The organism is Enterobacter sp. I4 (assembly GCF_022669095.1).
GTDB lineage: Bacteria > Pseudomonadota > Gammaproteobacteria > Enterobacterales > Enterobacteriaceae > Enterobacter > Enterobacter pasteurii.
Genome location: NZ_JALBUO010000001.1, coordinates 1,149,003 through 1,162,020 on the forward strand (window position 1 = coordinate 1,149,003; position 13,018 = coordinate 1,162,020).

15 protein-coding genes are annotated in these 13,018 nt (G+C 57.0%); 10 read left to right on the forward strand and 5 right to left on the reverse strand.

Annotation, left to right across the window (positions count from 1 at the left end; all coding sequences use genetic code 11):
• Positions 1–58: 58 nt before the first annotated feature.
• Both hemF and amiA read right to left on the reverse strand, forming a co-directional pair.
• Positions 59–958, reverse strand: a complete 900-nt coding sequence (gene hemF / locus MOQ06_RS05415; protein WP_242171816.1) for an oxygen-dependent coproporphyrinogen oxidase — start codon at positions 956–958, stop codon at positions 59–61.
• Positions 958–1,833, reverse strand: a complete 876-nt coding sequence (gene amiA / locus MOQ06_RS05420; protein ID WP_242171819.1) for an N-acetylmuramoyl-L-alanine amidase AmiA — start codon at positions 1,831–1,833, stop codon at positions 958–960. The genes hemF and amiA overlap by 1 nt, the downstream gene beginning before the upstream one ends.
• 211 nt (positions 1,834–2,044) lie before the next feature.
• Here amiA and MOQ06_RS05425 point away from each other — a divergent pair, with 211 nt between their 5' ends.
• From MOQ06_RS05425 to pdxK, 10 genes are all read left to right on the forward strand, one after another.
• Complete coding sequence (locus MOQ06_RS05425) at positions 2,045–2,470, forward strand: GNAT family acetyltransferase (RefSeq protein ID WP_119937390.1); 426 nt, start codon at positions 2,045–2,047, stop codon at positions 2,468–2,470.
• Positions 2,457–2,906 (forward strand): DUF2919 domain-containing protein, encoded by a 450-nt coding sequence (locus MOQ06_RS05430; protein WP_148420003.1) that lies wholly within the window; start codon positions 2,457–2,459, stop codon positions 2,904–2,906. Before MOQ06_RS05425 ends, MOQ06_RS05430 begins: the two co-directional genes overlap by 14 nt.
• 63 nt (positions 2,907–2,969) lie before the next feature.
• Complete coding sequence (locus tag MOQ06_RS05435) at positions 2,970–3,545, forward strand: RpoE-regulated lipoprotein (RefSeq protein WP_148420002.1); 576 nt, start codon at positions 2,970–2,972, stop codon at positions 3,543–3,545.
• Between the two features lie 92 nt (positions 3,546–3,637).
• The gene (locus tag MOQ06_RS05440; RefSeq protein ID WP_242171822.1) at positions 3,638–4,537 is read left to right on the forward strand and encodes a Dyp-type peroxidase; all 900 of its coding nucleotides are present in this window, start codon (positions 3,638–3,640) and stop codon (positions 4,535–4,537) included.
• 161 nt (positions 4,538–4,698) lie between these two features.
• The gene (locus MOQ06_RS05445; RefSeq protein WP_242171824.1) at positions 4,699–5,712 is read left to right on the forward strand and encodes a sulfate ABC transporter substrate-binding protein; all 1,014 of its coding nucleotides are present in this window, start codon (positions 4,699–4,701) and stop codon (positions 5,710–5,712) included.
• On the forward strand, positions 5,712–6,545 hold the full coding sequence (gene cysT, locus MOQ06_RS05450; protein ID WP_242171825.1) for a sulfate/thiosulfate ABC transporter permease CysT: 834 nt from the start codon (positions 5,712–5,714) through the stop codon (positions 6,543–6,545). The genes MOQ06_RS05445 and cysT overlap by 1 nt, the downstream gene beginning before the upstream one ends.
• Positions 6,545–7,420 carry a sulfate/thiosulfate ABC transporter permease CysW gene (gene cysW, locus MOQ06_RS05455; protein ID WP_148419999.1) on the forward strand — a complete coding sequence of 292 codons (876 nt, stop codon included), beginning with the start codon at positions 6,545–6,547 and terminating at the stop codon, positions 7,418–7,420. Before cysT ends, cysW begins: the two co-directional genes overlap by 1 nt.
• Positions 7,410–8,504: a sulfate/thiosulfate ABC transporter ATP-binding protein CysA gene (gene cysA / locus MOQ06_RS05460; RefSeq protein WP_193356700.1), complete on the forward strand. Its 1,095-nt coding sequence runs from the start codon at positions 7,410–7,412 to the stop codon at positions 8,502–8,504. Before cysW ends, cysA begins: the two co-directional genes overlap by 11 nt.
• A gap of 118 nt (positions 8,505–8,622) precedes the next feature.
• Positions 8,623–9,534 carry a cysteine synthase CysM gene (gene cysM, locus MOQ06_RS05465; protein WP_242171826.1) on the forward strand — a complete coding sequence of 304 codons (912 nt, stop codon included), beginning with the start codon at positions 8,623–8,625 and terminating at the stop codon, positions 9,532–9,534.
• Between the two features lie 5 nt (positions 9,535–9,539).
• On the forward strand, positions 9,540–10,376 hold the full coding sequence (gene pdxK / locus MOQ06_RS05470) for a pyridoxine/pyridoxal/pyridoxamine kinase (protein WP_242171829.1): 837 nt from the start codon (positions 9,540–9,542) through the stop codon (positions 10,374–10,376).
• 44 nt (positions 10,377–10,420) lie between these two features.
• Here pdxK and crr read toward each other — a convergent pair whose 3' ends face one another.
• The 3 genes from crr to ptsH are packed head-to-tail and all read right to left on the reverse strand — an operon-like array spanning position 10,421 to position 12,998.
• Positions 10,421–10,924 (reverse strand): PTS glucose transporter subunit IIA, encoded by a 504-nt coding sequence (gene crr / locus MOQ06_RS05475; protein ID WP_022648946.1) that lies wholly within the window; start codon positions 10,922–10,924, stop codon positions 10,421–10,423.
• 43 nt (positions 10,925–10,967) lie between these two features.
• Positions 10,968–12,695, reverse strand: a complete 1,728-nt coding sequence (ptsI, locus tag MOQ06_RS05480; RefSeq protein WP_023314613.1) for a phosphoenolpyruvate-protein phosphotransferase PtsI — start codon at positions 12,693–12,695, stop codon at positions 10,968–10,970.
• A gap of 45 nt (positions 12,696–12,740) precedes the next feature.
• On the reverse strand, positions 12,741–12,998 hold the full coding sequence (gene ptsH, locus MOQ06_RS05485; RefSeq protein ID WP_000487600.1) for a phosphocarrier protein Hpr: 258 nt from the start codon (positions 12,996–12,998) through the stop codon (positions 12,741–12,743).
• Positions 12,999–13,018: the final 20 nt, after the last annotated feature.

The following is a 13,018-nucleotide window of genomic DNA, read 5'->3' on the forward strand; positions in this document are numbered from 1 at the left end:
CTGAGCCGTCTTTTCACCCTCGCCCCTTTGGGGAGAGGGCCGGGGTGAGGGGTAAGGGTTAAACCCAGTCCCGAACCTTAATAAACTCACTCAGGGCAGCCTCCGGGCTGCCTTCTTTTGGCTCGTAGCAGTACTCCCAGCGCACCAGCGGCGGCATCGACATCAGGATCGACTCCGTGCGCCCGCCGGTCTGCAGGCCAAACAGCGTCCCGCGATCCCACACCAGGTTGAACTCCACGTAGCGCCCGCGACGGTAAAGCTGGAACTCGCGTTCGCGCACGCCGTAGTCGGCGTTTCTGCGCCGTTCAACAATGGGCAAATAAGCGTCGGTATAGCACTCGCCCACCGTGCGCGTAAAGCTGAACGCGGTATCAAAATCAGGCGTGTTCAGATCGTCAAAGAACAGTCCGCCGATGCCGCGCTGCTCGTCGCGGTGCTTCAGATAGAAGTAGTCATCGCACCACTTTTTGTATTTCGGGTAAACGTCTTCGCCAAACGGCAGGCAGAGGTCGCGCGCGGTGGTGTGCCAGTGCACGGCATCCTCTTCAAAGCCGTAGTAGGGGGTCATATCAAAGCCGCCGCCAAACCACCAGACCGGATCGGCCCCCGGTTTTTCCGCAATGAAAAAACGCACGTTGGCGTGGCTGGTCGGCACAAACGGGTTATGCGGATGCACCACCAGCGAGACGCCCATCGCCTCGAAGCTGCGGCCCGCCAGTTCAGGACGGTGCGCCGTGGCGGAGGCTGGCATGGCGTCCCCGTGAACGTGGGAAAAATTCACCCCCGCCTGCTCAAAAACACCGCCGTTGCGCAGCACGCGACTGCGCCCGCCGCCGCCAGCTTCGCGCTGCCAGGTGTCCTCCTGAAACTCACCGCCGTCTGCGGCGGCCAGTTTTCGGCAAATCTCGTCCTGTAGCTGCATCAGGAAGGTTTTGACCAGCTGTGCATTCGGTTTCATCAACGTTTCCTGGAGTGCGCTTTTTGGTTATCGAACCAGTTGAAATAACTGATTACCCCTGAGGCGATGGCGTTAGCGATTTTCTGACGAAACGCCTTAGTGCCGAGCAGGCGTTCTTCTTCCGGGTTGGTTATGAACGAGGTTTCAACCAGCACGGACGGAATTGACGGTGACTTCAGCACCACAAACGCGGCCTGCTCGGTGCTTTTACTGTGCAGGCGGTGCACCGGCTTAATCCGTTTGAGGATATGCGAGCCGAGCGTCAGGCTGTTTTTGATGGTGTCGGTCTGAACGAGGTCAAACAGCACCTGCTGCAGCAGATGATCTTTGTCGGTCGCTTTTTTCCCGGCGACCTCATCCGCGCGGTTTTCGCGGTCCGAGAGGTACTTCGCCATGGCGCTACTGGCGCCACGGTTGGAGAGGGCGAACACCGAGGCGCCCGCGGCGGACGGGTTGGTGAAACCATCCGCGTGAATGGACATAAACAGATCGGCACCGTGCTTATGGGCAATCTCCACGCGATCGTACAGCGGGATAAACGTGTCGCCAGTGCGCGTCAGGCGGGCGTCAATGCCGTTGCTGCGTAAAATTGAGCGCACATTTTTTGCAATTGCCAGCACGACGTGTTTTTCTTTCGAACCGTTTCTGCCAATGGCGCCGGTGTCGATCCCGCCGTGGCCCGGATCGAGCATGACCAGACGCTTTGCGCCGGCTTTTTTGGCTTTAGGTTTGCTGTGTCCGTTGCTGGTTTTAAGCGTGCTCTCCTCTTTTGCCTGAGCCTGCTTAGCGATGCCGGTTAACGTTAAGGCCGCCAGCCCCGCTTTGAGAACCTGACGACGCGATGTGAGTGCTTTTAATGGTTTGAATGTGCTCATGCGGCCTGAATACTAAAAATGAGGTCCTGGTGTTATATCGTATCGTGTTTCCCGTTACGACAGTCCTTATTGAGAATTGTTTTACTTTTCATTTCAATACGTGACAAAGTGACATTATGCCAAATTCAGGCGAGTTTTTCCCCGGTTATTGGCTAAATGCCCTGTTCACGCCATAATCACTGTTTTTAAACCCGAAAAGGCGGTTAATACCATGGAGATACGCGTTTTTCGCCAGGAAGATTTCGAAGAGGTGATCACCCTTTGGGAGCGCTGCGATCTGCTGCGTCCGTGGAACGATCCGGAAATGGATATCGAACGCAAGCTGAATCATGACGTCAGCCTGTTTCTGGTCGCCGAAGTGAATGGCGAAGTGGTGGGAACGGTGATGGGCGGTTACGACGGCCATCGCGGGTCGGCCTATTATCTCGGCGTGCACCCGGAATATCGCGCGCGCGGCATTGCTAACGCGCTGCTCAACCGTCTGGAGAAGAAGCTGATTGCCCGCGGTTGCCCGAAAATTCAGATTATGGTTCGGGAAGATAACGACGTGGTGCTGGGCATGTATGAACGCCTGGGCTACGAGCACTCTGATGTGCTGACGCTGGGTAAACGCCTGATCGAAGATGAAGAGTACTGAGTTCCACCCCGACGACTATGATGCTCAGGGTCGTCTGCGTCTGCCTTTTCTGTTCTGGTGCGTGTTGCTGTTGCAGGCCAGAACCTGGTTTTTGTTCGTGATGGCTGGCGCGTCGCGCGGGCAGGGCGATACGTTACTGAATCTTTTTTATCCCGATCGCCAGGCTTTCTGGCTGGGGTTGCTGCCCGGCGTCCCGGCGGTGCTGGCGTTTCTGTGCAGCGGTCGGCGCCAGAAAATCCCGCGCTTCTGGCGCGCGCTTCGCTGGCTGCTGATCTTGGCGCAGGTTGCGCTCCTGTTCTGGCAGCCCGTGCTGTGGCTGTACGGCGAGCCGCTCTCCGGTATCGGGATTGCGCTGGTGGTGGCGGATATCGTTGCGCTGCTGTGGCTGCTCACGCACCCCCGCCTGCGCGCCTGTTTTACGCAACAGCCAGATTAGCACGGCACTTTTTGCCGATGTCGTACTCCAACAAGCGTTGATTTACTACGTAAGGACGTCTCAATGAAATCGCTGCGTTTACTTTTATGCGCTCTCCCGCTGGCGTTAACCGGCTGTTCCACGCTCTCATCCATCAACTGGTCTGCGGCCTATCCGTGGAACTGGTTCGGCTCCTCGACGGAAGTGACCGAGCAGGGCGTAGGCAAAATTACCGCCTCAACGGCGCTGGATCAGGATGCCATTCAGGATGCTATCGGCAGCGATTATCGCCTGCGCAGCGGCATGAAAACCGAGAACGGCAACATCGTGCGCTATTTCGAAGCGTTGAAGGGCGACAGGGTGGCGCTGGTCATCAACGGCGACAAAGGCACGGTAAACCGCATTGCGGTCATGGATGAAGATATTCCAGCCTCGGGCGGCGTGAAGGTGGGAACGCCGTTTAGCGATCTCTATCAGAAAGCCTTTGGCAACTGCGCCAGCGCGCCGTCAGAAGACAGCGTGGCGGTCGAGTGTAAAGCCGAAGGCAGCCAGCACATCAGCTATCTGTTCACCGGCACCTGGAACGGCCCTGAAGGGTTAATGCCGTCTGACGACACCCTGAAAAACTGGAAAGTGAGCAAGATTATCTGGAAGCAGTAATTTGCGCCTGAGCAAGCCGCCTCGCTGAAATCCGGGTATAATAGCCGCCATCAATGCCACGCTGACGTGGCATCTTTATTTCAGGAGGAGCGATGTCTCAGGTTCAGAGCGGCATTTTGCCAGAACATTGCCGCGCGGCGATTTGGATTGAAGCCAATGTTAAAGGGGATGTGGATGCCCTGCGTGCGGCCAGTAAAGTTTTCGTGGATAAGCTGGCAACCTTCCAGGCCAAATTTCCGGATGCCCATCTGGGGGCGGTGGTTGCCTTTGGCCACAACGTCTGGCGCCAGCTGAGCGGCGGGCAAGGTGCAGAAGAGCTGAAAGACTTCGTTCCTTATGGCAAAGGCCTTGCACCTGCCACCCAGTACGACGTGCTCATCCATATTCTCTCCCTGCGTCACGACGTGAATTTCTCGGTAGCGCAGGCGGCGGTTGAGGCGTTCGGCGACAGCATCGACGTGCAGGAAGAAGTGCACGGATTCCGCTGGGTGGAAGAGCGCGATCTGAGCGGCTTCGTTGACGGCACCGAAAACCCGGCCGGGGAAGAGGTTCGTCGCGACGTGGCGGTCATTAAGGATGGCGTGGACGCGGGCGGCAGCTACGTGTTCGTCCAGCGCTGGGAGCACAACCTCAGGCAGCTTAACCGCATGAGCGTGCATGACCAGGAGATGATGATTGGCCGCACCAAAGACGCCAACGAAGAGATCGACGGCGAGGCCCGTCCGGTGACGTCCCACCTGACCCGCGTTGACCTTAAGGAAGACGGCAAAGGGCTGAAGATTGTCCGCCAGAGCCTGCCGTACGGCACCGCGAGCGGCACGCACGGCCTGTACTTCTGCGCCTACTGCGCGCGCCTCTACAACATTGAGCAGCAGCTGCTGAGCATGTTTGGCGACACCGACGGCAAGCGCGACGCTATGCTGCGCTTCACGAAGCCGGTAACCGGCGGCTACTACTTCGCGCCGTCCGTTGAGCGTCTGCTGGCGCTGTAATCACCTTTCGTCCTCTCCCCTGGGGGAGAGGGCATCAGGCCGCACCCTTATTCCCTTTTCTGCTTCTAAATCACCAAACGGTATATAAAACCGTTACTCCTTTGGTCCTCGTTATAAATATTATGACTATAAGATAGTCATCACATTTATAAGGGTGCGCAATGGCCGTTACTGTACTGAAAAAAGGATCGCTGGCGCTGGCAGGTTTACTGCTGGTGGCGCAGGCGCAGGCAACCGAATTGCTGAACAGTTCATATGATGTCTCGCGCGAGCTGTTTGCCGCCCTTAACCCCGCCTTTGAGCAGCAGTGGGCGAAAGAGAATAACGGCGACAGGCTGACCATCAAGCAGTCCCATGCCGGTTCATCCAAGCAGGCGCTGGCGATTTTGCAGGGGCTGAAGGCGGATGTGGTGACCTACAATCAGGTCACTGACGTACAGATCCTGCACGACAGGGGCAAGCTGATCCCGGCGGACTGGCAGAGCCGCCTGCCTAACAACAGCTCGCCGTTCTACTCCACCATGGGCTTCCTGGTGCGAAAGGGCAATCCTAAGAATATCCACGACTGGAACGACCTGGTGCGTTCTGACGTAAAACTGATTTTCCCGAATCCGAAAACCTCCGGTAACGCGCGCTATACCTATCTGGCGGCGTGGGGCGCGGCGGACAAAGCTGACGGTAACGATAAGGCGAAAACCGAACAGTTCATGACCCGGTTCCTGAAGAATGTCGAAGTCTTTGATACCGGCGGTCGCGGCGCGACCACCACCTTCGCCGAGCGCGGGCTGGGTGACGTGCTGATCAGCTTTGAATCCGAAGTGAACAATATCCGCAAGCAGTATGAAGCGCAGGGATTCGAGGTCGTGATCCCGAAAACCAACATTCTGGCCGAGTTCCCGGTGGCGTGGGTGGATAAAAACGTCAAGGCCAACGGCACCGAGAAAGCGGCAAGAGCCTACCTTAACTATCTGTACAGCCCGCAGGCCCAGACGGTGATCACCGACTATTACTACCGCGTGAACAATCCCGAAGTCATGAACAAGCTGAAAGACAAATTCCCGCAGACCGAGCTGTTCCGCGTGGAAGACCACTTCGGCGCCTGGCCTGAGGTGATGAAAACGCATTTTGCCAGCGGCGGTGAGTTAGACAAATTGCTGGCGGCGGGGCGTAAGTAATGTTTGCAGTCTCCTCCAGACGCGTGCTGCCGGGCTTTACCTTAAGCCTCGGGACCAGCCTGCTGTTCGTCTGTCTGATTTTGCTGTTGCCGCTCAGCGCGCTGGTGGTGCAGCTCTCTGAAATGAGCTGGTCCCAGTACTGGGAAGTGGTCACTAACCCGCAGGTGGTGGCCGCCTATAAGGTCACGCTGCTGTCCGCGTTTGTGGCCTCAATATTTAACGGCGTGTTTGGCCTGCTGATGGCGTGGATCTTAACCCGCTACCGCTTTCCGGGCCGCACGCTGCTCGATGCGCTGATGGATCTGCCTTTTGCGCTGCCGACGGCGGTGGCCGGTTTAACGCTGGCGTCGCTGTTTTCCGTGAACGGCTTTTACGGCGAATGGCTGGCAAAGTTCGATATCAAAGTCACGTACACCTGGCTAGGCATCGCGATGGCGATGGCCTTTACCAGCATCCCGTTCGTGGTGCGTACCGTGCAGCCGGTGCTGGAAGAGCTGGGCCCCGAATATGAAGAGGCCGCAGAAACGCTGGGCGCCACGCGCTGGCAGAGTTTTCGCAAGGTGGTGCTGCCGGAACTTTCGCCGGCCCTGCTGGCGGGCGTGGCGCTCTCCTTTACCCGCAGCCTCGGTGAATTTGGCGCGGTTATTTTTATCGCCGGGAACATCGCGTGGAAAACCGAAGTCACCTCGCTGATGATTTTTGTGCGTTTGCAGGAGTTTGATTATCCGGCCGCGAGCGCGATCGCCTCGGTGATCCTTGCCGCGTCGCTGCTGCTGCTGTTCTCGATTAACACTCTGCAAAGTCGCTTTGGTCGACGTGTGGTAGGTCACTGATGGCGGAAGTTACGCAATTGAAGCGTTATGACGCGCCCCGCATCAACTGGGGCAAATGGTTTCTGATTGGTACCGGCGTGCTGGTTTCCGCCTTCATCCTCGTTGTGCCAATGGTATACATCTTCGTTCAGGCCTTCAGCAAGGGGATCATGCCCGCGCTGCAAAACCTGGCCGATCCAGACATGCTGCACGCCATCTGGCTGACGGTAATGATTGCCCTCATCACCGTTCCGGTGAATCTGGTGTTTGGCGTATTGCTCGCCTGGCTGGTGACGCGCTTTAACTTCCCGGGGCGTCAGCTGCTGCTGACCCTGCTGGATATCCCGTTTGCGGTTTCGCCGGTGGTGGCGGGCCTGGTTTATCTGCTCTTCTACGGCTCCAACGGCCCGCTGGGCGGGTGGCTTGATGAGCACGACCTGCAGATCATGTTCGCCTGGCCGGGCATGGTGCTGGTGACGGTCTTTGTGACCTGCCCGTTCGTGGTGCGCGAGCTGGTGCCGGTGATGCTAAGCCAGGGCAGCAACGAGGATGAAGCGGCCGTTCTGTTAGGCGCTTCCGGCTGGCAGATGTTCCGCCGCGTGACGCTGCCGAATATCCGCTGGGCGCTGCTTTACGGCGTGGTGCTGACCAACGCCCGCGCGATTGGCGAATTTGGTGCGGTGTCGGTGGTATCCGGCTCGATTCGCGGCGAAACGCTGTCGCTGCCGTTACAGATTGAACTACTGGAACAGGACTACAACTCCGTCGGTTCCTTTACTGCCGCAGCGTTGCTGACGCTGATGGCGATTTTGACCCTGTTTTTGAAGAGTGTGGTGCAGTGGCGTTTAGAGAATCAGGAAAAACGTCAGCATCAGGAGGGAAATCATGAGCATTGAGATTGCCAATATTAAGAAGTCTTTTGGTCGCACCCAGGTGCTGAACGATATCTCGCTGGATATCCCTTCCGGACAAATGGTGGCGCTGCTGGGGCCGTCGGGATCCGGTAAAACCACGCTGCTGCGTATTATCGCCGGCCTTGAGCACCAGAGCAGCGGTCATATCCGCTTCCACGGCACCGACGTGAGCCGTCTGCATGCCCGCGACCGCAAGGTGGGCTTTGTGTTCCAGCATTACGCCCTGTTCCGCCACATGACGGTTTTCGATAACATCGCCTTTGGCCTGACGGTGCTCCCGCGTCGCGAGCGTCCGAATGCCGCAGCCATCAAAGCGAAAGTGACCAAACTGCTGGAGATGGTGCAGCTTGCTCATCTGGCCGATCGCTTCCCGGCGCAGCTTTCCGGCGGGCAGAAACAGCGCGTGGCGCTGGCGCGCGCGTTAGCCGTTGAGCCGCAAATCCTGCTGCTGGATGAACCGTTCGGCGCGCTGGATGCGCAGGTGCGCAAAGAGCTGCGCCGCTGGCTGCGCCAGCTGCACGAGGAGCTCCAGTTCACCAGCGTCTTCGTGACCCACGATCAGGAGGAGGCGATGGAAGTGGCCGACCGCGTGGTGGTGATGAGTCAGGGCAACATCGAGCAGGTTGACGAGCCGGAACAGCTCTGGCGTGAACCGGCGACCCGCTTTGTGCTGGAGTTTATGGGCGAAGTAAACCGCCTGAAGGGCACCATCCGCGGCGGCCAGTTCCACGTCGGCGCGCATCGCTGGCCGCTGGGCTACACCTCCGCGCATCAGGGGCCGGTCGATCTGTTCCTGCGCCCGTGGGAAGTGGACGTCAGCCGCCGCACCAGCCTGGATTCCCCGCTGCCGGTGCAGGTGCTGGAGGCTAGCCCTAAAGGCCACTACACCCAGCTGGTGGTACAGCCCCTGGGCTGGTACACCGAGCCGCTGACCGTTGTTATGCGCGACGACGAGCCGCCGCACCGCGGTGAACGCCTGTTTGTGGGGCTGCAGCACGCGCGCATTTATCACGGCAGCGAGCGCATCGAGACGCGCGAGGATATTGCTCTGGCGGAGTCAGCCTGATAGGTTAGTAGGATGTTTATCGCCCGGTGGCACCGCGCCTGCCGGGCGTACAGTTATCACTGCGTCTTGTAGGCCGGGATCGCTACGCGTCACCCGGCTTTTTTATTGAGTAAAAATCGTGAATACACTCGAACACACCATCGGCAACACTCCTCTGGTCAAGCTTCAGCGCATGGGGCCGGACAACGGCAGCGAAATCTGGGTCAAACTCGAAGGCAATAATCCCGCAGGCTCGGTAAAAGACCGCGCGGCGCTGTCGATGATTGTCCAGGCCGAAAAGCGCGGCGAGATAAAGCCCGGCGACGTGTTAATTGAAGCCACCAGCGGGAACACTGGGATCGCGCTGGCGATGATTGCCGCCCTGAAAGGCTACCGCATGAAGCTGCTGATGCCTGACAACATGAGCCAGGAGCGCCGTGCGGCCATGCGCGCCTACGGGGCCGAGCTGATTCTGGTGACCAAAGAGCAGGGGATGGAAGGGGCGCGCGACCTGGCGCTGGCGATGGCCGAGCGCGGGGAAGGCAAGCTGCTCGACCAGTTCAATAACCCGGACAACCCGTACGCGCACTACACCACTACCGGCCCGGAAATCTGGCAGCAAACCGACGGGCGCATTACCCACTTTGTCTCCAGCATGGGCACCACGGGCACCATCACCGGCGTGTCGCGTTTTCTGCGCGAGCAGGCAAGCCCGGTGACGATTGTCGGCCTGCAGCCGGAGGAGGGGAGCAGCATTCCAGGAATTCGCCGCTGGCCTGAGGAGTATATGCCGGGCATCTTTAACGCGCAGCTGGTGGACCAGGTGCTGGATATTCACCAGCGCGAGGCGGAGAATACCATGCGTGAGCTGGCCGTGCGTGAAGGAATCTTCTGCGGCGTCAGCTCTGGCGGTGCCGTAGCGGGCGCGATCCGGGTGGCAGAGTCCACGCCGGGGGCGGTTGTCGTGGCGATTATTTGCGATCGCGGCGATCGTTACCTGTCTACCGGCGTCTTTGGTGAAGAGAGTTATTCGCAGGGGTCGGGGATTTAAGCGTCATGGAGATGATTTTATTCCGGGATAAAACCCGGGCGCAGCAAACCGATATTGTCGCCGTACAGTCTCAGGTGGTGTACGGCAGCGTGGGTAACAGCATTGCGGTACCGAATATTCGTACCCACCGGCTTAACGTGACCGCCGTGCCGACGGTGCTGTTCAGCAATACGCCGCACTATGACACCTTCTACGGCGGCGTGATCCCGGATGAGTGGTTCAGCGGCTACCTTAAGGCGCTGGAAGAGCGCGAAATCCTGCGCGAGCTTAAGGCGGTGACCACCGGCTATATGGGCAGCGCCAGCCAGATCGTTCTGCTGGCTCAGTGGCTGAAGGCGATCAAAGTGCAGCATCCGGAACTGCTGGTGCTGGTCGATCCGGTGATCGGCGATATCGACAGCGGCATGTACGTGAAACCCGATATTCCTGAGGCCTATCGGGAGCATCTGCTGCCGCTGGCGCAGGGCATTACGCCCAACGTGTTTGAGCTGGAAGTGTTAAGCGGAAAGCCGTGCCGCACGCCGGAGAGCGCCATTGCCGCCGCGCAGGGGCTGCTGTCTGATACGCTGAAGTGGGTGGCGATCACCAGCGCGCCCGTGGCCGACGATCCGCAGAATATTCACGTCGTGCTGGTGAGCAAAGCGGGCGTTACCGTAAGCGCGCACCCGCGCGTCGAGACGGATCTCAAGGGAACCGGCGATCTGTTCTGTTCAGAACTGGTGAGCGGTATCGTGGGGGGAAAAACCGTTGCTGACGCCATCCGCATGGCAGGCGATCGGGTGACTGACGTCATGATTTACACGCAGTCGAAAGGCTATGATGAGCTGATCCTGCCCGCATAAACAAAAATGGCGCCCGAAGGCGCCATTTTTCTGTGCGGTAAGAATTACTTCTTGATGCGGATAACCGGGGTTTCACCCACGGTGACGCTGCCGGACAGTTTGATCAGCTCTTTGATTTCGTCCATGTTGGAAATAACAACCGGAGTCAGGGTAGACTTCGCTTTTTCTTCCAGCAGAGGCAGATCGAATTCAATCACCGGGTCGCCAACCTTAACACGCTGGCCTTCTTCCGCGATACGTTTGAAGCCTTCGCCTTTCAGTTCAACGGTGTCGATACCGAAGTGAACGAACAGTTCGATACCGCTATCGGACTCGATAGAGAACGCATGGTTGGTTTCAAAAATCTTACCAATGGTGCCGTCAACTGGAGCAACCATTTTGTTGCCAGTTGGTTTGATAGCAATGCCATCACCAACGATTTTCTCAGCAAACACTACATCCGGCACGTCTTCGATGTTGACGATCTCGCCGGAGAGCGGAGCAACAATCTCAATAGTTCCGGAGTCGCTATTGCTTTTGTCACCGAACAGTTTACTAAATAAACCCATTAGACTTATCTCCTAAGCAGTAATTTGGGCCGCATCTCGTGGATTAGCAGATTGTTTTTTCTTCAATGAACTTGTTAACCAGCGTCATTAACTCGTCCGTTGTCGGTTGAGCAAGAGCCTGCTCTGCTAATACCTTCGCATCTTCGAAGTTCGTGTTACGGATAATCTTCTTGATGCGCGGGATGGAAATGGCGCTCATAGAGAATTCGTCCAGACCCATACCCAGCAACAGAAGTGTAGCACGTTCGTCGCCTGCAAGCTCACCACACATGCCAGTCCATTTACCTTCTGCATGAGAAGCATCAATAACTTGCTTGATCAAATTCAGTACAGACGGTGACATTGGCTGGTAGAGATGTGAAATCATATCATTACCACGGTCAACTGCCAGGGTGTACTGCGTTAAATCATTGGTACCGATACTAAAGAAATCAACTTCTTTGGCTAAATGACGCGCAATGGTCGCGGCTGCCGGTGTTTCCACCATCACGCCGATCTCGATTGACTCGTCAAACGCTTTACCTTCGTCACGCAGTTCCTGCTTGTAGATTTCGATCTCTTTTTTCAGTGCACGCACTTCTTCAACAGAGATGATCATCGGGAACATGATGCGCAGCTTACCGAAAGCGGAGGCACGCAGGATAGCGCGAACCTGATCACGCAGGATCTCTTTGCGATCCATAGCGATACGCACGGCACGCCAGCCCAGGAACGGGTTCTCTTCTTTCGGGAAATTCATGTACGGCAGCTCTTTGTCGCCGCCGATGTCCATGGTACGGACGATAACTGCCTGAGAGCCGCAGGCTTCAGCAACAGCTTTGTACGCTGCAAACTGCTCTTCTTCAGTTGGCAGGGCGTCGCGGTCCATGAACAGGAATTCAGTACGATACAGACCTACACCTTCCGCACCGTTGCGCTCAGCGCCATCAACGTCGCGTACGGTACCGATGTTGGCACAAACTTCAACCTGATGGCCGTCCAGCGTGATGGCTGGCAGGTCTTTCAGTTTAGCGAGTTCTGCTTTCTCGGTAGCAACCTGCTCCTGAACGGCACGCAGTTGCTCGATCACATCGTTAGTTGGGTTGACGTAAACCACGTTGTTTACGGCATCCAGAATCAGATAGTCGTCGTTTTTAACCTGAGAGGTGACGCTACCGGTACCCACGATGGCTGGCAGCTCCAGAGAACGCGCCATGATTGAGGTGTGGGAGGTACGTCCACCTGCGTCAGTAATGAAACCCAGCACCTTGTTCAGGTTCAGCTGTGCGGTTTCAGACGGGGTCAGGTCAGCGGCAACCAGGATCACTTCGTCCTGAATCGCGCTCAGATCGATGATGGCCAGACCCAGGATGTTGCGCAGCAGGCGCTTACCGATGTCACGTACGTCAGCCGCACGCTCTTTCAGGTATTCATCGTCCAGCTCTTCCAGGGCAGATGCCTGACCTTCGATAACTTCATGCGCAGCCGCGTCGGCCGTCATGCCTTTATCTTTAATCAGGGCTATGATTTCCTGCTCCAGCTCCTCATCTTCGAGCAGCATAATGTGCCCTTCGAAGATGGCTTCTTTTTCTTCACCGAAAGTTTCGCCAGCTTTAGTTTTGATCGCTTCCAGTTGCGCAGATGCCTTGGCACGACCGCTCAGAAAACGTTCAACTTCCTGATCAACCTTGTCGGCAGAAATTTTTTTCCGGTCAATGACGATTTCGTCTTCTTTCAGCAGCAGTGCTTTGCCGAAAGCGATACCCGGGGATGCTAAAATGCCTGAAATCATAACCCTACCTTACTTGTGACTGATATTGAAAAGAACCCGGTAAACTTACTCGAGCTCAGCCATCAGCTTAACCAGATGCTCAACTGCTTTCTGCTCATCTTCACCTTCTGCGGAGATGGTCACAACGGTACCCTGAGTCAGACCCAGAGTTTGCAGTTTGAACAGGCTTTTCGCGCTAGCGCTTTTGCCGTTAGAAGTCACAGTGATTTCAGAAGTGAAGCCTTTCGCTTCTTTAACAAACTGAGCAGCAGGGCGGGTGTGCAGACCGTTCGGAGCGGTAATGGTAACTTCTTGCTGGAACATTGTATTTCCCCAACTTATAG